This window comes from Pseudomonas sp. ASL4, from assembly GCF_056680395.1.
Genome location: NZ_CM155280.1, coordinates 157490 through 181097, shown reverse-complemented (window position 1 = coordinate 181097; position 23608 = coordinate 157490). Strand labels below are relative to the sequence as shown.

The window sequence follows — 23608 nt, the reverse complement described above, 5'->3', positions numbered from 1 at the left end:
GTGTTGCGGGCAACGCTAATCAAATGTGGGAGCGGGCTTGCTCGCGAAGACGGTGCAACAGTCAATGTTGATGTCGACTGACACTCCGCCTTCGCGAGCAAGCCCGCTCCCACAAGGGTTTCGCATTCCAGGCGTCCATTGCGGGCGCCTGGTTTGTACCGGTTTAACCGATAGTCATCAGGCTGGCATTACCACCCGCCGCCGCAGTGTTAACGCTCAACGCCCGCTCGATCACCAGTCGCTCCAGCGCAATGTTGGTCTCGCCCTGGGACAGCCCATGAACCCCGACAATCGCCCCGGCACGCTTGGCCACTTGCTGGCAAACCGCACGCAGTTGATCGGAATGGCCATGATGCAGAACCGCATCAAACACCACTTCGTCCTTGTTCCAGTCGGAAACCAGCTTGATCCGCGCCTGAACTTCCTTCGGCAGACGTGCGAACAATGCCTTGGTCAGGTCAGCTTCCGGCCATACCGCCGAACCACCTACGGCCAATACCGCTGTCAGTTGAGTCAGCAGATCGCCTTCAACCTCCGCCAGGCACAGCACGTGTTCCCGTGGCAGGATCGCGTAGCTGTTGCGCTCACCGGTCGGGCCGGCCAGAACACGGGTGATCCCGCTTTGCGATTGCGCGGCGAACTGCACGCACAGGGCGCTCAGGTCGGCAAACTTGTTGCTGTCAGCCCAGGTTTGCAGGGCGGTCAGCGGCTTGCTCATGGCATCACGCAGACGAACGTCCGGCGCTGCGATGGCATCACCGCGAGCGAAGGATTGTTCGATCGCATCGGTAGGACGCGTCGACAGCAGACGGTACAGGTACAGCGGACCACCCGCCTTCGGACCTGTGCCCGACAAGCCTTCGCCACCGAACGGTTGCACGCCAACCACCGCGCCCACGATGTTGCGGTTCACGTAGACGTTACCGGCGTTGACGTTGTCGATCACCTTGGCGATGGTCTCGTCGATGCGGGTGTGCACGCCCAGGGTCAGGCCGTAGCCGGAAGCGTTGATCTGGCCGATCAGTTGATCGATGTCTTTACGCTTGTAGCGAACCACGTGCAGCACCGGGCCGAAGATCTCCCGTTGCAGCTCGTCGAAGCTCTCCAGTTCGATCAGCGTTGGCATCACGAAGGTGCCGCGTTTGACTTCTTCGGCGTCGGCGATGGCCACCTGATACACGTTGCGACCTTTGTCGCGCATGGCCTGAATGTGCTTCTCGATGCCAGCCTTGGCTTCGGCGTCGATCACCGGGCCGATGTCCACGGACAGGCGCTCCGGGTTGCCGAGACGGCATTCAGCCATGGCGCCCTTGAGCATTTCGATGACACGGTCGGCGGAATCTTCCTGCAAGCACAGAACCCGCAGTGCCGAGCAACGTTGACCGGCGCTGTCGAAGGCCGACGACACCACATCAATTACAACTTGTTCGGTGAGTGCCGAAGAGTCGACGATCATCGCGTTCTGGCCGCCGGTTTCGGCGATCAGCGGAATCGGACGACCCTGTGCATCCAGACGACCGGCGACGTTGCGTTGCAGCAAGCGAGCGACTTCGGTCGAACCGGTAAACATCACGCCTTTGACCCGATCGTCACCGACCAGACGGGCGCCAACGGTTTCGCCACGGCCCGGCAACAGTTGCAACACGCCTTCCGGAATCCCGGCTTCGAGCAGCAAGCGCACGGCTTGAGCCGCTACCAGCGGGGTTTGTTCCGCGGGCTTGGCCAGGACCGGGTTACCGGCGGCCAGCGCCGCAGCAACTTGGCCACTGAAGATTGCCAACGGGAAGTTCCAAGGGCTGATGCAAACCACCGGACCCAATGGGCGATGGGCGTCGTTGGTGAAATCGTTGCGTGCCTGCACCGCGTAGTAACGCAGGAAGTCCACGGCTTCGCGCACTTCGGCGATGGCGTTGGCGAAGGTCTTGCCGGCTTCGCGAGCCAGCAGGCCCATCAGTGGCTGAATCTCGCCTTCCATCAAATCGGCGGCACGTTCCAGAATCGCGGCGCGTTCGGCGGGCGGGGTGGCCTGCCAGATCGGGCCAGCGTTCAGGGCGCACTGGATCGCGTTGTCGACGTCCTCGACGGTCGCTTCTTGTACGTGGCCCACCACGTCACGCAGATCGGACGGGTTCAGCACCGGTGCCGGTGCTTCGCTGCTGGAGGCGCAACCTAGCATCGGCGCAGCTTTCCAGCTGTTGTGAGCGCTGGCCAGCAGCGCGCAGGACAGCGAAGCCAGACGATGTTCGTTGGCCATGTCGATGCCGCTGGAGTTGGCGCGCTCGGCACCATAAAGGTCGCGCGGTAGCGGGATGCGCGGGTGCGGCAGACCGAAGCCGCCTTCCACCGTGGCCATCTGCTCGATGCTGGCCACTGGATCGGCCACCAACGCCTGAATCGAGATCGACTGATCGGCAATCTGGTTGACGAACGAGGTGTTCGCACCGTTTTCCAGCAGACGACGCACCAGGTACGCCAACAGTGTTTCGTGAGTGCCGACCGGTGCGTACACGCGGCACGGACGGTTCAACTTGCCTTCGGAAACTTTGCCTACAACCTGTTCGTACAGTGGTTCGCCCATGCCGTGCAGGCATTGGAACTCGTACTGACCGGGGTAATAGTTCTGACCGGCGATGTGGTAAATGGCCGACAGGGTGTGGGCGTTGTGCGTGGCGAATTGCGGGTAGATGACTTCCGGCACCGACAGCAGTTTGCGCGCGCAGGCGATGTAGGAAACGTCGGTGTACACCTTGCGGGTGTAGACCGGATAGCCCTCCAGGCCTTCGACTTGGGCGCGTTTGATTTCGCTGTCCCAGTACGCGCCTTTTACCAGACGGATCATCAGGCGATGACGGCTGCGGCGAGCCAGGTCGATCACATAGTCGATCACGTACGGGCAACGCTTCTGGTAGGCCTGGATCACAAAACCGATGCCGTTCCAGCCCGTCAGCTGCGGTTCGAAGCACAGGCGCTCAAGCAGATCCAGCGACAGCTCGAGACGGTCGGCTTCTTCGGCGTCGATGTTCAGGCCGATGTCGTATTGCTTGGCCAGCAGGGTCAGCGACAGCAGGCGCGGGTACAACTCGTCCATCACACGCTCGTACTGCGCACGGCTGTAACGCGGGTGCAGTGCCGACAGCTTGATGGAAATGCCCGGGCCTTCATAAATCCCACGACCGTGGGACGCTTTGCCGATGGAGTGAATGGCTTGTTCGTACGAGGCCAGGTACTTCTGGGCGTCGTGTTCGGTGAGTGCAGCTTCACCGAGCATGTCGTAGGAATAGCGGAAGCCCTTGGCTTCGAACTTGCTCGCATTGGCCAGGGCTTCGGCGATGGTTTCGCCGGTAACGAACTGCTCGCCCATCAGGCGCATGGCCATGTCGACGCCCTTGCGGATCATCGGCTCGCCGCTCTTGCCGATGATGCGGCTCAGGGACGAAGTCAGGCCGGTTTCGTTGTGGGTCGCGACCAATTTACCGGTCAGCAACAAGCCCCAAGTGGCGGCGTTGACGAACAGCGACGGGCTGTTGCCCAAGTGCGGCTGCCAGTTGCCGGTGCTGATCTTGTCGCGGATCAGGGCGTCACGGGTGCCTTTGTCCGGGATGCGCAGCAGCGCTTCGGCCAGGCACATCAGCGCTACGCCTTCCTGGGACGACAGGGAAAACTCCTGCAACAGGCCCTGAACAATCCCGGCACGGCCGCCGGCGCTTTTCTGATTGCGCAGTTTCTCGGCAATCGAAGAGGCGAGCTTATTGGTGGCTTCGGCCATCGCGGCAGGCAGACGTGCCTGTTCCATCAGCATCGGCACCACTTCCGGTTCCGGGCGACGGTAAGCGGCGGTGATCGAGGCGCGCAGGACTGATTGCGGCAGGATGCTTTCGGCGAATTCGAGGAAGCACTGATGGGTATGATCCGTTGGCGCATCGACGGCGTCGTCGGAATCCTTAGTCAAACCGCTCAGCTCGGTCAGGGTTGCACCACCCTCGAGTTTCTCCAGGTAATTGAAAATTGCCTGCTTGATCAGCCAGTGCGGCGTGCGATCAATCGAGGTCGCGGCGGCCTTCAGCCGTTCGCGGGTTGGGTCGTCAAGTTTGACCCCAAGGGTGGTGGTAGCCATATTTTTATCCTCATGTTTGCCACGACCGCGTGGCATCAGCTGGCCGCAAGATTAGCTGTGCGCTGACAGAGGTGCAACCGGGTGCAACCCTTTTTTGTCGGAATAATTAGCGGGTGATCATGAAATAAATTCCGAAACGGAATAGTGGCCTCTCCTTGGTGCCTTTATTGACTTAAATGCCCTGTCTCTGCCCTGAAAGGGAGCAAAAAAGCGCTGTATTTCGATGAAAAGCCACCTAGGTGCAACTAATTCTCAAGAAACAGGTTGCACCTTATTTACGTTGTTGAATAGGATTCGCGCCCAAGGTGCAACCGGCTAAAAAGTCTGGTGCGCCGGCTGATGGCTTTCCTGGGGAAACATCGGTCATAAATGCGCGGGACCGGAAATCGTCTGAACGGCATCGTTGTTCGTGCACGGTTTCACACCCCGTCGCTACATAAAAACAAAGCCAGGGCGTATTTGAATGAGCGTAAGCAATCCAACCCTGATCACGTTCGTGATCTACATCGCAGCAATGGTGCTGATTGGCTTGATGGCCTATCGCTCTACCAACAACCTTTCTGACTATATTCTGGGCGGTCGCAGCCTGGGCAGCGTCGTGACTGCATTGTCCGCCGGCGCCTCCGACATGAGCGGCTGGTTGTTGATGGGCTTGCCTGGCGCGATTTACATGTCCGGCCTTTCCGAAAGCTGGATCGCCATCGGCCTGATCGTCGGTGCTTACCTGAACTGGCTGTTCGTCGCCGGCCGTCTGCGGGTGCAGACCGAGCACAACGGCGATGCGTTAACCCTGCCGGATTACTTCTCCAGTCGCTTCGAAGACAAAAGCGGCCTGCTGCGGATCATCTCCGCCATCGTGATTCTGGTGTTCTTCACCATCTATTGCGCCTCCGGCATCGTGGCCGGCGCCCGTCTGTTCGAAAGTACCTTCGGCATGTCCTACGAGACAGCGCTGTGGGCCGGTGCTGCGGCGACGATTGCCTACACCTTCATCGGCGGTTTCCTGGCCGTGAGCTGGACTGACACCGTACAAGCCACACTGATGATCTTCGCCTTGTTGCTGACGCCGATCATCGTGCTGCTGGCGACCGGTGGCGTCGACACCACGTTCCTGGCCATCGAAGCGAACGATCCAAGCAACTTCGACATGCTGAAAAACACCACCTTCATCGGCGTGATTTCGCTGATGGGCTGGGGTCTGGGTTACTTCGGCCAGCCGCACATCCTTGCGCGTTTCATGGCGGCGGATTCGGTCAAGTCGATCGCTAAAGCACGTCGCATCTCCATGACCTGGATGATCCTGTGCCTGGGCGGCACCGTCGCTGTGGGTTTCTTCGGTATTGCGTACTTCTCGGCACACCCCGAGCTGGCCGCTCCTGTGACCGAAAACCACGAACGTGTGTTCATTGAACTGGCGAAAATCCTGTTCAATCCGTGGGTTGCCGGTGTACTGCTGTCGGCCATTCTGGCTGCCGTGATGAGCACCCTGAGCTGCCAGTTGCTGGTGTGCTCGAGCGCCCTGACCGAAGACTTCTACAAAACCTTCCTGCGCAAATCCGCCTCCCAGATTGAGTTGGTCTGGGTCGGCCGCGCCATGGTGTTGCTGGTTGCGTTGATCGCCATCGCACTGGCCGCCAACCCGGAAAACCGTGTGCTCGGTCTGGTCAGCTACGCCTGGGCTGGTTTCGGCGCTGCGTTCGGTCCGGTTGTCTTGATCTCCGTAATCTGGAAAGACATGACCCGCGACGGCGCACTGGCCGGCATCCTGGTCGGCGCGATCACCGTGATCGTCTGGAAGCACTTCAACGTGTTGGGTCTGTACGAAATCATCCCGGGCTTCATCTTCGCCAGCCTGGCGATCTACATCGTCAGCAAACTGGGCGAACCGACCAAAGGCATGCTGATGCGCTTTGATGCGGCCGAGAAGGACTATCGCCTGAACAAGTGATGGGGGATGAGCTGAGGCTCTGACCTTTCGCTGAACATGAAAACGGTCCGCTTCCTTTTGGAGGTGGGCCTTTTTTTTGCGCGGATTTCGTGGCGTCGACGTTCAAATGTGGGAGCGGGTTTGCTCGCGAATGCGGTGAGTCAGCTTGCACCCATGCGGAATGTGGAACCGCATTCGCGAGCAAGCCCGCTCCCACAGGGTCAGTGGTACTCCTGAAGGGAATGTCTGTAGCCAAACATCCTAATTTGTGAAGGATATTTCCCTAAAAAAGTAGGGAAAATCTGATTTTCCTGACCTCCGCTCAACCCCCCTTGTCGCTCATGCAGAATCGCCCGCCTTCATTCTGCAGAGAGACATCGGATGTTCGCGCCTGCCAATCAACCGCGTTTCACGTTGACCCTCGACGGCGTCCAGAATGAGCTCAAGGTGCTTGAGTTCACGGGTAAGGAAGCCATCAGCCAACCCTTCCGTTTCGATCTGGAACTGGTCAGCGAACGGCCAGACCTCGAACTGGAAAGTCTCCTGCACTGTCAGGCGTTTCTGAGTTTTGATGGCGGCGGTTCCGGCATTCACGGTCAGATTTATCGGGTTGGCCAAGGGGATAGCGGCAAGCGTCTGACACGCTACCAAGTCAGCCTGGTCCCGCGTCTGGCCTACCTCGGCCGGCGCATCAATCAGCGGATCTTCCAGCACAAAAGCGTGCCGGCGATCATCGCGCAAATACTCAAGGACCACGGCATCCAGCGCGATGCCTTTGAGTTTCAACTCGGCAGCGACTACCCCGGGCGCGAGTACTGCGTGCAGTACGCGGAAAGCGATCTGGCGTTCATTCAGCGGCTATGTGCCGAGATCGGCATTCACTTCCACTTCCAGCACAGCCCCGACGGGCATCTATTGGTGTTCGGAGACGATCAAACGGTATTCCCGCGCCTGCCCGAGCCCACGCTTTACCTGCCCGGCAGCGGAATGGCCGCGAGCGCCCCGGCGATCAAGCGTTTCAACGTGCGCCTGGAAACCCGGACTACAGCGGTCACACGCCGGGACTACGACTTCCAAAAACCGCGTTTGCAACTTGAAAGTCGCGTGGACAGTGAACAGAGACCGGTGCTGGAGGATTATCACTTTCCCGGCCAATTCACTGACCGCGAACCCGGCAAGCAATTGACTCAGCGGACGCTGGAACGCCACGGCGCGGATTACCGTCAGGCAGAAGGCCGCAGCGATGAATCCGCGTTGGTCAGCGGACATTTCCTGCAACTGGCCGAGCATCCGCGCCAAACCTGGAATGACCTGTGGCTGATTACGGAAATCGAACACCGTGGCCGTCAGCCGCAGGTGCTGGAAGAGTCCGTCACCGACGACGGTGAATTCCAGGGCTACCGCAATACCTTTCTCGCAACGCCGTGGGACGTTTCGTTTCGCCCGCCGCAGGGGCCGGACAAGCCGCGAATGCTTGGCTATCAATCCGCCGTGGTCACCGGCCCGAGCGACAGCGAAATCCACTGCGACGAATTTGGCCGGGTAAAAGTCCAACTCGCCTGGGATCGCGATGGCGAACTCAATGAGCATTCCAGTTGCTGGCTACGAGTGGCCACCGGTTGGGCTCACGACCGTTATGGCAGCGTGTTGATTCCGCGGGTTGGCATGGAAGTGCTGGTGGGGTTCATCGACGCCGACGCCGACAAACCGTTGGTGATGAGTTGTCTGCCGAACGCCGCGACGCCCGTTCCGCTGGACCTGCCGGCCGACAAGACCCGCAGTATTTTCCGCAGCCAGAGCAGTCCCGGCGGCGGTGGCTACAACGAAGTTCGCATCGAGGATCGCAAAGGCGCCGAGGAAATCTACCTGCGGGCCCAGCGAAACTGGACCCAGCACGTGCTGAATGATCAACAGGTGCAGGTCGATAACGCCCGCAGCATCGTCGTCACCGGCACCGCCCGGCATGAATTGAAGGCCGACGAACAGCGCATCACTCACGGCCAGCGCCAGACCGAAGTGCGACAGGACGACCACTTGCTGGTGAGCGGCGACCGGCACATTCGGGTGAACAGCCAGGCGCTAAATGCCAGCCAGCAATTCCATGTCAGCGCCGGCCAGCAAGTGGTCATCGACGGCGGCGCCAGCGCGACCATTCAGGCCGGTGGGCAGTGGATCAACATTGGCCCCGGCGGGATTTTCAGCAGCGTGCCGATTCAGGTCGGTGGTGCGCCGATGCCGGTCATGGCAGCAGTGGCGAGTTCGTCGGATGTTCCGTTGAAACTCGCCGCAGCCCCGGCGGCGTTGCTCAGCGCGGCGCAGATCATGAGCCTGAAAGGTGATGCTCCGTTCTGTGAAGAGTGTGAGCGTTGCAAGGACGGTATGTGTCCTACGCCGAACACATTGGCTGGTACGCCAAAGGCCTCATCCACTGCATCTGTTTCAACCGTCGAGCCGGGTTTTCACATTGTCGAGCAGGGGGTGTCTCGCTCTGCGCTTGAGTCGATATTGTTTGCGCAGCCGGAGCCCGCGGTGCTGGAGAAATTTAGAAGCCTTAATCCACAACTCTCCAACTTCGCCAAACCCGGTCAATTAATCGTCCTTAGTGATCCGCGCAACACGCAATGCACCCGGGAAGAGGCTTTGCTGATGGAGGCCGCGCAGAAAGTCGATGCGGCGCTTGAGCCATTGAGCGATGCGGAGGCTGAGTTTATGGCGCGGCATCATGGAGGAATTGAGTCTTTTCTTTCGCAGGGTTCGACTGGGGTGGGTATTGGGGCGGCGATGTTTGGTAAGCACTTGGGAAACTTGAAGGACACGCTCTTAGAGTTGGAAAGCCTCCACAAACGCACTTTCGACAAACACGGAAAACTCCAGGGCGCGGACTTCTTTACCGAGCGTAAAAAGCTAATGGGGCGGTTGGATAACAGTCTTGGGCCATTGGTTCGTAAAGGCGTGGGTATTCCAGATCATCCAAAACTGAAAAATGCGCTGGGAATCTCAAGCCGTAGTCTTGTGCATCACTGGAGTAAGGCTGGTACGGCTGGAGGAATTCCTGGGTATGCGACGCATATTGATGGGGTGAGTAAGGCCGGTAAGGTAATTAAGGCAGGTGGTTGGGTGGGTGTTGCGTTAGGGGCTTCTGTTTCGGGGCTTAAGGTTAAGGAGACCTGCCGGGTTGGGGCTGAAGAGGCTTGTAGGAAAGTTAAGTTTTCGGAGGCTGGAAAGTTTTCTGGTGCATTTGCGGGGAGTATGGCCGGGGGTGCTTTGGGATCGCTTGCCTGTGTGGGAATCGGAACTGTTACTGCAGGCGCCGGCTTTGTTGGGTGTTCTTTGATTTTGGTGGGCGTTGGAACTTTGGGCGGAGCGGTGGGCGGGGAGGCGGCAGGAGAAAAGATTGGAGAGATAATTCATGAGGAAATCTATCAATGACGAACGATGATGAAGTTTGGTTCGTTCTGACCTTTGGTGGCTTGTTTTTTGGCTTGGGGTTTATATCTATCTTCGGTCATGTCTATCTTTATTTTTTTCAGATGCAGAAAATCATAGGGTTTCTTAGCAATTCCCATGGGGTTTTGGCGCGGAAGTCTTTTTTAAACGGTGGGCTGTTTGGAATCAACTTTGTTTTGACTGGTGTAGGATCTTTTTTGGTATTTCCGTCTTGGGCGATTAAGTGTGGCGCTTTGGATGAGGAGGATTATCTGAATTTTCCTAGAGGCTTACTGGGGATGATTCGCTTTTTTTACATCGCAGCACTGGGAAGTGGGGGGGCGATGATTGTGTTCTTGGTCGGTTGCAAATATATGGGATGGATTGAGTGACCTAGGTTCGGAGATAAATAAATCTGTCCCCTATGTAGGGCGCTGGGGCGAGCGGGACGGGGAAATTCTGTATGAGGTTGAAAAATGAAAACTGATGCGGAAACAGTATTCCTTTTAAGTGGCCTGGTTTTGATCATTATAATTTTACTGGTTACATTGGCTATGTTGTATGTCGCTTACTTTTACGCGGCGGACATATTGGAGAATCTGAGCAACTCTCCTGCCGTTATGGCTAGGAGAGATCTATTGGGATGGGATCCATTTGGCCACTTTCTATTTATTAGTTGCGTGGGTGCGTTATTTATTTTCTCGCGAAGTTCTTTGGGGAATGGAGATCTCAATTCGAGAGACTATGAATGCTTTCCAATTGGGTTGCGGCGGAAAATTAAGGCCGTCAATGGATTGATGCTTCTGTTAGGCGTAATTTCCATAGTTGGAGTGATCGTAGGTAAGTTTAAAGGCTGGCTAGCGTAGCGGTTTACCTGAATCGCTATGTTTGAAATATTTAACGATCATTTTTAGAGTTGGAGTTTATTGCTCCGAAAATTTTTATTTGAATGTTGTTTTAAATAACAGCGCATTCGAGTCCTTCGAGCGCTGCGAGAGCGTTCGTCATGAATACAGTAACTCCCTGTCATTGGTTGCAACTTCGGCCGTTAGAAAATGATGAAAAACTGTTCGCCATTTTTAGCAGCGCCAGCGCGGCTGAGCCGTTCAAAGCCTGGCGGCGCTCGATCACCGCTCTAGCCCCGAGCCCGATTTGGGCGGAGACGGCGTACGCCGAGTGGGAGCCGGTGATGCCCTATGTAGGAATTGTCGCCGCTGACAGTGAGTTTCTGGAGTGGGTTGCCACCACCGAGTCCCGGGACTGGGGTTGGTTGGCGGTTTCTTCGGCAAGCCTGGATGCGGTGGTTGATCACTTGCGAAGCCTGACGCAAGTGCTGCTACCCAACGACGACAAGGTGTTTTTCCGCTTCTGGGATGGCCGCTATCTGCTGCCGATTCTGCAATCCGCCGAGGTCGAATCCGCGCAATTGCTGCCGGTTATCGCGCGTTGTCTGGTGAATGGTCAGGCGCTCGATATCGGTGGTCGTGCGCTGAAAAGCACTCAAGTTTTCCCTTGGTGGCAAGTCCCCGAATCGCTGCTTGAAGAGCTTGCCGCTCAGTCTGACGCTACCCGGATTAACAACTTGCTGAAGTGGCTAAGCGAAGAGCGCCCGGATCTGTTCGAAGCATTTTCCGACAGGGTTTTACGGCGCAAGGCCGCAAGTTTTCTTGAGGTCCCGGACCTTCCCCAAGCACCGAAACAAGCCTTGGTGGATTACCTGATGGCGGAGCTGAATTGATGGATCAGATTGTGCGCATCGAGCAGGAGCTCGACAGTTTTCCGGCCACGCTTTCCCTCTATCGAGAGCAGTTGAAGCACTGGTTTAACCAGGCGGCGGACAAGGTTAGTCATTCGGCTGATTTGCCTTCGTTGATGGGCATGGAACGGATCATCAGGTTCGGCAATACCAGCACTGCCGTGAGCAGTGGCGACGACGATTTCTTCTCCTCCAAGGTGCAATGCCCGAAGGGTGGGAAGTTAGAGATCGAGAGCAAGTTTGAGTCGGTTTATGACATCCCTGTGGGGAATATTCAGGTCGATGTGATTGCGGTTGAGAGTGGTGAAACGACGCTTGTCACGCTTGATGAAAATGGCAGAGGAACATTCGAGGGCAAGGAGGGCAAGTTCTACCGAATTCACGTCCACAACGAAGTTACGCCGCAGCAAGTTGATGACCTTTTTTCTTCCTACAACGGCCTGACGACGGAACTTGAAAAATGGCTGCGTGATGAATGGAAAGTATTCAAACCGAAGTGGTCGGAATCGTCTTCGGCTGCTGTAGGCAATGGAATGCTCGCGGGAAGTTGGGCCGCGATCGAGGGTGTTTGGGACGGCATCAGCCTGCTGTCAGACATTCTCAAAGATCCCGGAAAGTTTGCTACTGAGTTGGGCGAGAGTGCCGCAGCGCTGGAGGACCTTGCAAAAAGCGCCCCCAGTGTCATGGAAAAAGCCCAACTGCTGGCCAGTGACGAAGCTGCGCTGTGCTTGTTGTTGCGCACCGCCAGCCTCTGGTTGGACATGCTACCGCCCAGCGAAATTGCAGGAAAAACGGCCGAAGCGGTGTCGTCTTTTATCGTGCAGTTGTTAATCGACATCCTGATTGGCGTCGTCCTGACGTTCGCTGCGGCCGGCGCAGGGATCGCCTATTTGACGATGCGCCTGGCTAATCGGGCCGCGCAGTTGCTCAGCGCTGTTCTGCGCCTCGTCAAAGCGATCTTCACGATCATCAATAACTTCATTGGTTACGTCGACCGCTACAAAAAAGTCGCCGCCCGGGGCATCGCGGCCGGCATGAAAAAAGGCCGGATGCAGTTGAGCTGGAGCGCCCGTCGTAACGCCTCGCTAAAGAAAAAAGAACACCACGACGACGAGTCCAAACAAGCGAAAAACCCCAACGGCGACAGCGCCGATTGCGTTCCGCTGACCTGCACCAACAACTGTCCGGTTTCGATGGTCACCGGCGAAGAACTGTTGACCTTGACCGACGGTTCGCTCGACGGAATCCTGCCGTTCGAATTCACCCGGCTCTATCGCACCAGCGCCGCCGAGATCGACAGCGGCCTCGGTTTTGGCTGGAGCCACAGCCTCGCGCATCGCCTGGAAATCGACGGCGACAGCGTCATCTGGATCGACCACGAAAACCGCCGCACCACGTTCCCGCTGCCGAACATCGAGCGCCCGGCGATCCACAACAGCCTGTCGCGAGCGGCGATTTATCTCGGCAATGACCCCGAAGAACTGATCCTCGCCCAGGCCGGCGACGATGCACGTTTCTTCCACTTTCATAACGGTTTTCTGACAGCGATCAGCGACGGATACGACAACCGTCTGCGCATTACCCGCGACCGCCAGGACCGCATCAAACGCCTCGACAACGGCGCCGGCCGCGCCTTGCTGTTGCGCTACGTGCGCAATCATTTGATCGCCGTCGATTACCAGCAATTACGCCCGGCGCCAACCCTCGACGAAGCCTGGCACACCGAACAGACGGTGGTCAGTTACGACTACGACGAGCGCGATCAACTGATCGCCGCCATCAATGCTGCCGGCGAAAGCGAGCGTTACGACTACGACGATCAGCACGTAATTCTCCAGCGGCAATTGACCGGTGGGGCGAGTTTCTTCTGGGAGTGGGAAAGGTCCGGCAAGGCTGCGCGATGTATCCGGCACTGGGCGTCGTTTTCGCAGATGGACACGAAGTACGTCTGGGATGACGAGGGTAGCGTCACCGTCCAGAACATCGATGGTAGCGAAGAGGTTTACGTCCACGACGACCGGGCGCGTTTGGTGCGCAAGGTCGAGCTCGATGGTGGTGAACACCTTAAGTCTTACGACGAACAGGGACGATTGATCGCCGAGCAGGATCCGCTCGGCGCGGTGACTGAATACCGCTACGACGAAATCGGACGCCTCGTTGCACTGATTCCGCCCGAAGACGAGCCAACGGCCTACGAGTACCGCAACGGTTTCCTGCACGCGCGGTATCGCGGCGAAGCGGTGTGGAAATATCAGCGCAATGCACAGGGTGATGTCACCGAAGCGACTGATCCTGATGGGCATGTCACCCATTACCACTACGACGCTCAAGGGCGGCTGCTGTCGATCCGTTATCCGGACGTCAGTCGGCACCTGTTCGTCTGGAATGGTCTGGGGCAACTGGTCGAAGAAACGTTGCCGGATGGCGGGCGGCGGCGCTATTCCTACGACGTGTTGGGCCGGCGGATTACCAGCCAGGACGAACACGGTGCTGTCACGCGTTACCAGTGGGACGCGGTCGGCCGACTGATCCAGACGACTTTACCCACAGGCGCCACCCGAGCTTTCAGCTACAACGCCTACGGCCAGATCACCGCTGAACAGGACGAACTCGGTCGCATCACCCGCTACGAATACGCCGACGAGCTGCATCTGGTCAGCCGCCGAATCAACCCCGACGGCACCCAGTTGAAGTATCGCTACGACAACGCGCAGCTTTTACTGACAGAAATCGAAAACGAATCCGGCGAAAAATATCAGCTGGCCTACACGCCCAACGGCTTGATCCGACAAGAAACCGGATTCGACGGGCAGCGTACGGCGTATGCCTACGACCTCAACGGGCAACTGCTGGAAAAAACCGAGTTCGGCGATGAGGGCTCGCAACTCGTCACGCGTTACGAACGGGATTCGGCCGGGCGCCTGCTGGTCAAAACCCTACCCGACGGCGTCCAGGTCGAATACCGCTACGACAGCCTCGGCCGATTGGTCGGCGTCGATGATGGCAACGACCATCCGCTGGAATTCGAATACGACCGACAAGACCGCCTCATCACCGAGCACCAGGGCTGGGGCACTTTGCGTTATGGCTACGACGCCTGCGGCCAACTCAACCACCTACGCCTGCCGGACAACAGCAAACTTGATTATCACCACACCAAGGGCGGCGCACTCAGCGCCATCGACCTCAACGGTGCGCGACTTACCACTCACCAGTTTCAATTCGGTCGTGAGAAAAATCGCCAACAAGGTCTGCTGCTCAGCGAATATTCCTACGACGACCAAGGACGCCTCAAAGCCCACGCCGTCAGCCAACAGCAACGACCGCTGTACCGCCGCGACTATGCCTACAGCCTCAACGGCAACCTCGACAGCATCGCCGACACCCGCCACGGCCAGCGCAGCTATGTTTACGACGCCCTCAACCGACTGACCCGCGTTCGGCATAGTCGAGACGAGTCACCGGAAAGTTTTGCCCATGATCCGGCGGGCAACTTGTTGATGCAGGATCGGGCCGGTTTGGCGAGTGTTAAGGGCAATCGCCTATTAATGCAGGGTGACCGGCACTACGACTATGACGCCTTCGGCAACCTGATACGCGAACGGCGCGGTACGGAGCAGAAACTCGTCACTGAGTATCGGTACGACTGCCAGCATCGCTTGATTGGCGTCACGTTGCCGGATGGCAGTTGTGCGAATTATCGCTATGACGCCTTCGGTCGCCGCATCGCCAAAACTGTCGACGGTCGGACCACCGAGTTCTTCTGGCAGGGCGATCAGGTCGTTGCGGAAAGTAGCCACGAGCATTACCGCAGCTACATTTATGAGCCAGGCACTTTCCGCCCGCTGGCCATGCTCGACGGCAAAGGCCCGCGTAAGGCCTGCCCGTTCTACTACCAACTCGACCACCTCGGCACGCCGCAGGAACTGACGGATTTCGGTGGTGAGATTGTTTGGGCGGCGAAGTACAACGCTTACGGCAAGGTCACTCGCCTGACCCATGGCGCGGGTGAACAACTCGAACAGCCGTTGCGATTTCAGGGGCAGTACTTTGATGCTGAGTCGGGACTGCATTACAACCGGCATCGGTACTATGATCCGGAGATTGGCCGGTACCTGACGCCGGATCCGATCAAGTTGGCGGGTGGGCTGAACCAGTATCAGTACACGCCGAACCCGACGGGGTGGGTTGATCCGTTGGGGTTGAGCGGGAATTGCCCGACACCCAATAAGTCGGGTTGTAAGGTGCCGGGGGATACGACTGGCGCTAGGGTTGATGAGGGTGAGCCGGCTCTTCCGAAGGCTTATACTCAGTTTCCTGAAGATCCAAACGAGCTTACGGAAGTTTTAGGGGTGCAGCCCAAAGTTTCACAAACTCAACATGGAAGTCAAAGAATGGTGTGGCGACCTAATGCGGATACTATTATTAGATATGAAAGTCATCCAGGAGATGCTGGACCATTTAATGCGAGACACCATGGTGAGCATTACCATTTGGAGATTAAACCTAGTCATTTAAGTTGGAGTCAGGCGGATAAGAAGAAGGCAGTTGTCAAAGTTAAACCTGACGGCTATCAACTCGGTCACGGAACCGGCTTTGTTTCCGGTGAAAAACATCCAGGTACTTCAAAATGACAGAATTTTCAGTTTCAGACGGCACCATTGAAAAAATAATATGTGAGCGAGAGCGTATTTTTATAGAGTTTGTGGATTGGCAGGAAGAACGTTGGTTAATTACATTTGAAAATGTTCTAGGTTTTAAGTCTGTTGGGGCAGTGGGGGCGGAGGTCTCAGAGATGTTTGTGAAGGACATAACCCCCTTGTCACAGGAGCTAACTGTGATAGATCCTTTGGAGGTTGGCGTTAACTATTGCTTTACTTGTGCTCGCGAGTGGAATGTTATTTTGACCATAGTAGCTGACGGATACACGGTTGAAAAACGTTCTTGAAATGTGGGGATAAATAAATCCGTCTCACTTCTTTAAATTTCCGTACATATTTCAATTTTTGGCTGGTTACTTTCATCAGGATTGGAGTTGTGATCACAAAAAAGGGGGCGAGTTTGTTTTTGCTACCAGCTTTTAAGGTGTTGTTGGCATTGATAAGAGCAAAAAATAAACCGGTCCTCCTTCCGTTTCTATTTTTTTTTATTTTGTTATGGTGGGTTTTTGAAGAATGACGTTATTAATAGCTATTAAAAAATGGATTGCTATGGTGCGAGCTACGTATAGGAATCGGGCAGAGAGTTCAGGTTCTGCTGTTCAGCAACAAACCACTAGCTGCGAACTTTATTATGAGAGTAAGGAGTGGAGAGCTGTTCCAAGCTCTAAATTTATAAGCTATAGAGCACAGCTGAATGCTTATAATGAAGCGATGACAAGAGAGACTAGAAAAATGTCTCGTTTTACTGGGGAGGATAGTAAAGGAAATTTGTTAGTAAAAATGGAGGCTGAGAATGTAGGTCAGGGATATGAACCTAATCCTTTAGATCCAGAAAATCCGCGTTTTATTCCTCAGATGGATGCGTTTGAGATGAAGTTCGACTTTGAGACGTTGAAGCCTATAACGCTTTATCCGATAGAGAAAATTTAATGCTGATGCATCCATTTCTTGCTGTTCCATACAATCCCAGTCTAGGGCATTTTCTCGGTGGGTTTGATATATATGACCGCGAGGAGAGTCTTGGTGTCGAATTGTCGGCATACGATCCAGACTGCCCTTTGGATAGAGAATTTTTAATATCTAAATTTATTATCAAGCGCTTCGCTGGGTTGAGTTATCGGCACAAGTTTGTTTTGTTTTTTGTGCTGGGTGAGGCTCTTGACGGTGAGCCGAGTGTTTTCTCTAAAGTTTTTGACCATGATCCGATAGCTCATTCTTTGCTTCCTATTGGATGGAGTGAAATGATAGATCCAAAGGCGTTTTTTGACGATGTTCACATTAAGCTATCCGAAGCCTGGTGTGATGAGCTGTATAAAGCCGGTCAAGAGGATTTTTTGACGTGGTAGGTGAGGAGTATGGCGATAAAGACGGTAGCAATAAGCAGGATGTGAAGCAGGACTTTGAAGAGTTGTTCCAGTTCTTTGGTTGTTATTTTCATCAAGACTGGATGTGCATGCATAATACGGCAGATGAAGTAATACAGTCGTTTTTTATGGAGTCGTACGTCGACTCCATATTAGAGGTGCGGACTCAGATAATGGTACTTTTATCGTCAAATAAAAAAGAAGTCGAACTGCGGCAATTTCTATTGAGCGATATGTACTGCAGCTACTGTTATTGGTTCGAATGGGCGTCCGGTGAATCTTGGTTGTTACATATTTTGGATCTGTTTGATCGTCAGCTCTTGAGCCTGAAAGCCTAGTCGTAAGCGAAATTTCCGGACAAGGTCATCGGAAGTTTCCTTCAAGCTGTGGCGGCTTCCATGAACTGGTGCGTTGTGAGATCGGTGGATAGTCTTTGGCTGTCGCTGCGAATGCAGTGGCAGGGTGTAGGAACCCTGATTGCTCACCGCGCATCAGCGCTGTCGTTTGATTGCGGCACTTAATATGTGTCCGTAAGATCGTTCGCGGCGGCTGTGCGCGGGACACGCTTCGGCGTGGCTGAGGTTCGTGAGCACTCGGTTTCCTACTCCCGCGTACGGCTGCCACCCAAGTCTGTAGGAGGACGGTTGGCAGTTCATATTTACTGCTCACGAGTATGAAAAATGAAAACTCTTCACCCCGATCCACCCTACGAAAAACCAATCCCCCACCCCGACGCCCGCTACATGGCACTCACCAGCAATTGCTGTGAAATGCCCACCCTGTTCGTCGACACCCACGCCCCGATTGATGTTTTATATGACGCTGCCAGCTACCGAATTCGCGCGGTCACTCAGGTGCTTGAGAACCTTTCCATGCGCGGTTCGATTGACTGTGAGTCCTTCATCCTTAGCGATTTTGCCTTGCTCTGCGCCATTCCGTTGCGCGATGGGTGTGATGTGCTGGATGTGATTGGGCGGCGGTTGCGGGCTCGCTCTCCGGAGTAGCAGCGAAGGGCTTTTGTGGCGAGGGAGCTTGCTCCCGTTCGGCTGCGTAGCAGTCGTGAAACCAGGCGCTGCGGTTTACCTGACGAATCCGGAGGGCTGGTTTTGGGGCTGCTGCGCAGCCCAGCGGGAGCAAGCTCCCTCGCCACAGGGTTTTTGGTTGGCCGGGATATCTTGGGGCTGCTGCGCAGCCCGACGGGGGCAAGCCCCCTCGCCACAGGGTTTTGTAGTGGTTGGGGGATTTTGGGGCTGCTGCGCAGCCCAACGGGGGCAAGCCCCCTCGCCACGGGGTTTTGTAGTGGTTGGGGGATTTTGGGGCTGCTGTGCAGCCCAGCGGGAGCAAGCTTCCTCGCCACAGGGTTTTGTAGTGGCTGGGGGATTTTGGGGCTGCTTTGCAGCCCAACGGGGGCAAGCCCCCTCGCCATAAGGGCAAGGTCAAAAGATCGCAGCCTTCGGCAGTTCCTACGGGGTGTGTGATTGCCTGGAATGGCCGCTCAGCCGTGAACTCCTGACGTTCGCCGCCGTACAAGGTAAACTTCCCGGCCTTCGCAGGAGCAATCATGAATTATCGTCACGCCTTCCATGCCGGCAATCACGCCGATGTGTTCAAACACCTGACTTTGACCCGCCTCATCGCCTTGATGTCGCGCAAGGAGCAGCCGTTTGCCTATCTCGACACTCACGCCGGTATTGGTCTGTATGACCTGCAGGGTGATCAGGCGAGCCGTACCGGTGAGTACCTGGAAGGGATCGCGCGGTTGTGGGATCAGCCGGATCTGCCGGAACTGACCGCCGATTACATGAAGGTGCTGCACGACATGAACCCGGATGGCCAGTTGCGCTATTACCCGGGGTCGCCGGAGTTGGCGCGGCGCCTGACGCGGCGGCAGGATCGGGTGATGCTCAATGAGAAGCACCCTGAAGACGGTTTGTTGCTCAAGGACAATATGGCCGGTGATCGTCGGGTGAAGGTTCACCTGGGCGAAGGCTGGCATGTGCCGCGCGCGATGTTGCCGGTGCAGGAGAAGCGGGCGGTGATGTTGATTGATCCGCCGTTCGAGCAGCTCGATGAGATGCAGCGCTGTGCGGCGTCGTTGAAAGAGGCGATTGGGCGGATGCGCCAGACCGTGGCGGCGATTTGGTACCCGGTGAAGGACCAACGCATGTTGCGTCGTTTCTATCAGGACCTGGCCGGCTCGGGCGCGCCGAAGTTGTTGCGGGTGGAGTTGTTGGTGCATCCACTGGATACGCCGAACAGCCTGAACGGCTCGGGGTTGGCGATTGCGAATCCGCCGTGGGGTCTGGAAGAGGAATTGCGGGAGTTGCTGCCGTGGTTGTCCAAGAAGCTTGGGCAGACCCAGGGTGGGTGGCAGATGGATTGGTTGATTGCTGAGAGTTGATCAGCAGGATTAATGGCGTCTGAGAGGACGCCTTCGCGAGCAAGCCCGCTCCCACAGTAGATTTATGTCGATCACAAGAGTGTGGTCAGGCGTAGATCCAATGTGGGAGCGGGCTTGCTCGCGAAGCTTTCGGCGATCTGATATCAGATCGGGCAAGTCACGCCTGTACCGCCAATCCCGCAATACCCTTCAGGATTCTTGGCCAGGTACTGCTGGTGATACGCCTCGGCGAAGTAGACCGTTGGGGCTTCGTCGATTTCGGTGGTGATGGTGCCTTTGCCAGCCTTGGTCAGTTCAACCTGGAACACTTGCGCGCTGTGTTTGGCGGCGGCGAGCTGATCCGGGTTGGTGGCGTAGATCACCGAGCGGTACTGAGTGCCGATGTCGTTGCCCTGGCGCATGCCCTGGGTCGGGTTGTGCAGTTCCCAGAACATCTTCAGCAGCGCTTCGTAGCTGACTTTTGCCGGCTCGTAGACCACCAGTACCACTTCGCTGTGGCCGGTCAGGCCAGAGCAGACTTCTTCATACGTGGGGTTCGGCGTAAAGCCGCCGGCGTAACCCACCACCGTACTGACCACGCCCTCGCGCTGCCAGAATTTGCGTTCCGCGCCCCAGAAGCAGCCCAGGCCGAAGATCGCGAAATCCACGTCGGTCACGAACGGGCCCAGCAGCGGGGAGTCGTGGACGAAGTGTTTTTCCGGCAAGTTCATTGGGGTTTCACGGCCAGGCAGAGCTTGTTCTTTAGTCGGGAGCACGTTTTTGTTCACCAGAATTTCCGAGCGCAAGACCATCATCAGTCCCCTCAGTCAGAGTGTGTAAGTAGTCAGACCGCCAGTGTGCCCAATGATTTCCGGTTGCGCACTATCCCTGTGGGAGCGGGCTTGCTCGCGAAGGCGGCGTGTCAGTCAGAATTCACGTCACTGATACACCACCTTCGCGAGCAAGCCCGCTCCCATAGGGGGTGTATCAATCAGGCAATCGGGCCGCGCGGATAGCGTTTGAGCTTCTCGATCAGCTCGGAACCCGGGATAGGGCGGTCGAACAGGTAGCCCTGGCCGACGTCGCAACGGTGGCGGCGCAGGAAGGCCAACTGCTCGGCGGTTTCGATGCCTTCCGCCACGACCTTGAGTTTCAGGTTGTGGGCCATGGCGATCACTGCGGAGGTGATTTCCATGTCGTCCTGGTTGTCCGGGATTTCGTGGATGAAGCTTCGATCGATCTTAATGATGTCGATCGGGAATTTTTTCAAGTAGCTGAGCGATGAGTAACCGGTGCCGAAGTCGTCCATGGCCAGGGTCAGGCCCAGGCGCTTGAGCTGGTCAAGTTGCAAGTGCGTGTCTTCGGTGGCTTCCAGCAGCAGGCCCTCCGTTAACTCAAGCTCCAGCAGGTTCGACGGCAGCGCTTCTTCCTTGAGGATGCTGGCGATGGACGCCACCAGGTCCGGGTCGGAAAACTGCTTGGGCGACAGGTTGATCGCCACCTGAAGATTGCCCAGGCCGGCGGCGGTCAGTTCCTTGCTCATGCGGCAGGCCTGACGGGCGATCCATTTGCCGATTGGAATGATCAGGCCGGTCTCTTCAGCGACGCTGATGAACTGGTCCGGGCGGATCATGCCTTTTTCCGGATGGTTCCAGCGCAGCAAGGCTTCCATCCCCAGCAAACGACCGCTGCGCAGGCACAGCTTGGGCTGGTAGAACACGTCCAGTTCGTTCTGGGTCAGGGCGCGACGCAGGTTGTTCTCGACGAACAGCTTGTAGCTGGCCTCGGCGTTCAGCGCTTCGGTGAACACCTGAACCTGATGTTTGCCGTTGGCCTTGGCCTTGTGCAAGGCGAGGCCGGCGTTGCGCATCAGCGTCTGCGGGTCGCGACCGTGCAGCGGCGCGCAGGCCAGGCCCACGGAGCCGGTGACGCTAATTAGCTGGTTGTCGACGAACATCGGCTTGTCGAGGGTCGCCAGCAACTGGTTGGCGACTTGCTGGCCGGCCGAGAGGTCGGTGTTGTCCAGCAGCACCGCGAATTCGTTACTGGCGAAGCGCGCCAGGCTGCCGCTCGGGCTCAGGCTATTGCGCAGGCGTCGGGCCAGGCTGATCAGCAATTTGTCGCCGGTCTGGTGGCCGAGGCTGTCGTTGATCCGCTTGAAGTTGTCGATGTCCACCAGCAACAGGCTGATCGGTGTATCGCTGTCTCGGGCGAAACGTTCGTCCAGGTTGCGGATAAACGCCGGGCGGTTGCCGAGGTTGGTCAGGTTGTCGGTGTAGGCCAGGCGCTCGATGCGTTGCTGGGCGAGCTTGGTTTGGGTGATGTCTTCGTAGATGCCGATGTAATGCGTCAGCTCGCGGTTGTCGCCGTAAACCTTGGAGATCGACAACTGGCCCCAGTAGGGTTCGAGGTTTTTGCGGCGGCTCTTGAACTCGCCCTGCCAACTGTTGCTCTTGGCCAGTGCCGAGGGCGCGTCGAACAGCAGTTCGCTGAGGTTTTCCAGCGCCGGCAGTTCCGACAGCCGCTGGCCGTGGACTTCTTCGGTGCTGTACTGAGTGATCGCGGTAAAGCTTGGGTTGACGTATTCGACCACGCCGTCGCAATTGACCAGCAAAAAGGCGTTGGCACTTTGTTCCACTGCGCGCTGGAACAGGTGCAGGGCGCTGGTGGCGGTGCGGCGGTTGTGGTTGTTGATGACTTGGGCGAACTGATCCGCCAGTTCACCGGCAAAGGCGATTTCGTCTGATTGCCAGGCGCGGGTCGCACCGGTCTGCTCCAGGCACAACACGCCGACCACTTGGCCATCGACGCGAATACTGGCGTCGAGCATGGCGTTGACGTCCCGCGGGCGCAGGCTTTCAGCCATGTGCCGGGTACGCGGGTCACGGATCGCGTTATGGGCATCGATGGCGCGACTGGTGTGCAGGGCTTCCAGATAATCCGGAAAACTGCTTGCGTCGATCGGCTCCGGCATCAGGTATTCCTGAGTGGCGCGGTGATAAGCCGAGATCGGCACCAGCGTCGAACCCTCGAGGTTCCACAGGCTGGCGCAGTCGATTTCGTAGATGTCGCAGGCGCAGCGGGTGATCAGTTCGGCGGCTTCTTGCAGGGAATTGCCGGAGCTGTAGCGCTGACGGGTCAGCAGCAGGATCAAGTCTTGCTGGGCACGTACCCGGTCCAGATGCTGCAGTTGTTCCTGTTGGGCACGCTGGTTGAGTTCCAGGGCGATTTGCAGGCGCGAGTTCTGGGTTTCCAGGTCCAGGGCCGGCAGCAACGGCTCGCCCTCGAACAGGCCGTCTACCACCAGCAAGTAGCCGCGCAGCAGGTGTCGATTGTGTTGTTTGTAGGCTTCGCCCAGTTCCAGCAGGCTCAAGGTGCCTGCGGCGGTGTGCAGTGTGTAGCGGATCAGGTAATGCGGGCTGTCGGCGAGTTGCAGCTGGATCGCGTCATGCAGTTGATAGCGCGCTTCGGGCTCCATCAGGCTGGCGTAGGGCGAACCGACCAGTGCGCAGAGCTCCACGGCCGGCAGGCCGAACTGTCGTTCGCAATTGGGATCAAGAAACAGCAGCGCCCAGCTTGCTTCATTCAGCCGTTCGAAACGCAGCATGCCGAGCCGCGAGGGCACAGGCAACTGCGTCACTACCTCGGCCACCATACGGCTGGCGGCATCGGGTTGGCTTTTCATTGGGGGAAACTCGCTTCGAATATGCTGATCGCGCCGGGCTCTCGCCCTCTTTACTGTTGCCTGCGGCAAGGTTGCATCATTGCGGCACCGACTGACAAGAGAGATGAAGGCCAAGTGCTATAAGAATATGTCGGCAGGAGGATGGATTTCTCCAGTGGACGGCCAAAAGTAATGGTTTGGATCGAAGGTTTCTGAGTTGAGCACTGTCCTGTGGCGAGCGAGCTTGCTCGCGCTTGAGTGCGCAGCGCTCACAAAAACCTTGGGGCCGCTGCGCAGCCCAGCGCGAGCAAGCTCG

Annotated in this window: 13 protein-coding genes and 1 pseudogene; 11 read left to right on the top strand and 3 right to left on the bottom strand. The window is 57.0% G+C overall.

The window, feature by feature from the left end; translation table 11 throughout:
• Window positions 1-163 precede the first annotated feature (163 nt).
• Window positions 164-4114 carry a trifunctional transcriptional regulator/proline dehydrogenase/L-glutamate gamma-semialdehyde dehydrogenase gene (putA, locus tag AC1MEW_RS00730; RefSeq protein ID WP_201200017.1) on the bottom strand — a complete coding sequence of 1317 codons (3951 nt, stop codon included), beginning with the start codon at window positions 4112-4114 and terminating at the stop codon, window positions 164-166.
• Between the two features lie 463 nt (window positions 4115-4577).
• Between putA and putP the strand changes: the two genes are divergently transcribed.
• The 11 genes and pseudogenes from putP (at window position 4578) to AC1MEW_RS00675 (ending at window position 19649) form a co-directional block, all read left to right on the top strand.
• The gene (putP, locus tag AC1MEW_RS00725; protein WP_201200018.1) at window positions 4578-6062 is read left to right on the top strand and encodes a sodium/proline symporter PutP; all 1485 of its coding nucleotides are present in this window, start codon (window positions 4578-4580) and stop codon (window positions 6060-6062) included.
• Window positions 6063-6422: 360 nt separating this feature from the next.
• Window positions 6423-8426 (top strand): annotated as a pseudogene (locus AC1MEW_RS00720) (type VI secretion system Vgr family protein); the annotation flags it as partial.
• Window positions 8427-9466: 1040 nt separating this feature from the next.
• Complete coding sequence (locus AC1MEW_RS00715) at window positions 9467-9859, top strand: hypothetical protein (RefSeq protein ID WP_323570352.1); 393 nt, start codon at window positions 9467-9469, stop codon at window positions 9857-9859.
• Window positions 9860-10473: 614 nt separating this feature from the next.
• A complete protein-coding gene (locus tag AC1MEW_RS00710) occupies window positions 10474-11205 on the top strand; it encodes a DUF4123 domain-containing protein (protein WP_480425151.1) in 732 nt (243 codons plus the stop codon).
• Window positions 11205-15857, top strand: coding sequence for an RHS repeat-associated core domain-containing protein (locus AC1MEW_RS00705; RefSeq protein ID WP_480425150.1), 4653 nt, complete (start codon window positions 11205-11207; stop codon window positions 15855-15857). Before AC1MEW_RS00710 ends, AC1MEW_RS00705 begins: the two co-directional genes overlap by 1 nt.
• Window positions 15854-16171: a hypothetical protein gene (locus AC1MEW_RS00700; RefSeq protein WP_201256494.1), complete on the top strand. Its 318-nt coding sequence runs from the start codon at window positions 15854-15856 to the stop codon at window positions 16169-16171. Before AC1MEW_RS00705 ends, AC1MEW_RS00700 begins: the two co-directional genes overlap by 4 nt.
• A gap of 226 nt (window positions 16172-16397) precedes the next feature.
• A complete protein-coding gene (locus AC1MEW_RS00695; RefSeq protein WP_242486340.1) occupies window positions 16398-16814 on the top strand; it encodes a hypothetical protein in 417 nt (138 codons plus the stop codon).
• Window positions 16814-17230 carry a hypothetical protein gene (locus tag AC1MEW_RS00690; protein WP_480425148.1) on the top strand — a complete coding sequence of 139 codons (417 nt, stop codon included), beginning with the start codon at window positions 16814-16816 and terminating at the stop codon, window positions 17228-17230. The genes AC1MEW_RS00695 and AC1MEW_RS00690 overlap by 1 nt, the downstream gene beginning before the upstream one ends.
• Window positions 17231-17331: 101 nt before the next feature.
• Window positions 17332-17586, top strand: a complete 255-nt coding sequence (locus tag AC1MEW_RS00685) for a contact-dependent growth inhibition system immunity protein (protein ID WP_480427162.1) — start codon at window positions 17332-17334, stop codon at window positions 17584-17586.
• A 342-nt stretch (window positions 17587-17928) separates the two neighbouring features.
• Window positions 17929-18252 (top strand): hypothetical protein, encoded by a 324-nt coding sequence (locus AC1MEW_RS00680; protein WP_201256492.1) that lies wholly within the window; start codon window positions 17929-17931, stop codon window positions 18250-18252.
• Between the two features lie 557 nt (window positions 18253-18809).
• Complete coding sequence (locus tag AC1MEW_RS00675; RefSeq protein WP_201200022.1) at window positions 18810-19649, top strand: 23S rRNA (adenine(2030)-N(6))-methyltransferase RlmJ; 840 nt, start codon at window positions 18810-18812, stop codon at window positions 19647-19649.
• Between the two features lie 143 nt (window positions 19650-19792).
• Here AC1MEW_RS00675 and msrA read toward each other — a convergent pair whose 3' ends face one another.
• Complete coding sequence (gene msrA, locus AC1MEW_RS00670) at window positions 19793-20440, bottom strand: peptide-methionine (S)-S-oxide reductase MsrA (RefSeq protein WP_201205106.1); 648 nt, start codon at window positions 20438-20440, stop codon at window positions 19793-19795.
• Window positions 20441-20619: 179 nt separating this feature from the next.
• The gene (locus AC1MEW_RS00665) at window positions 20620-23313 is read right to left on the bottom strand and encodes a sensor domain-containing phosphodiesterase (protein ID WP_201256491.1); all 2694 of its coding nucleotides are present in this window, start codon (window positions 23311-23313) and stop codon (window positions 20620-20622) included.
• Window positions 23314-23608 lie beyond the last annotated feature (295 nt).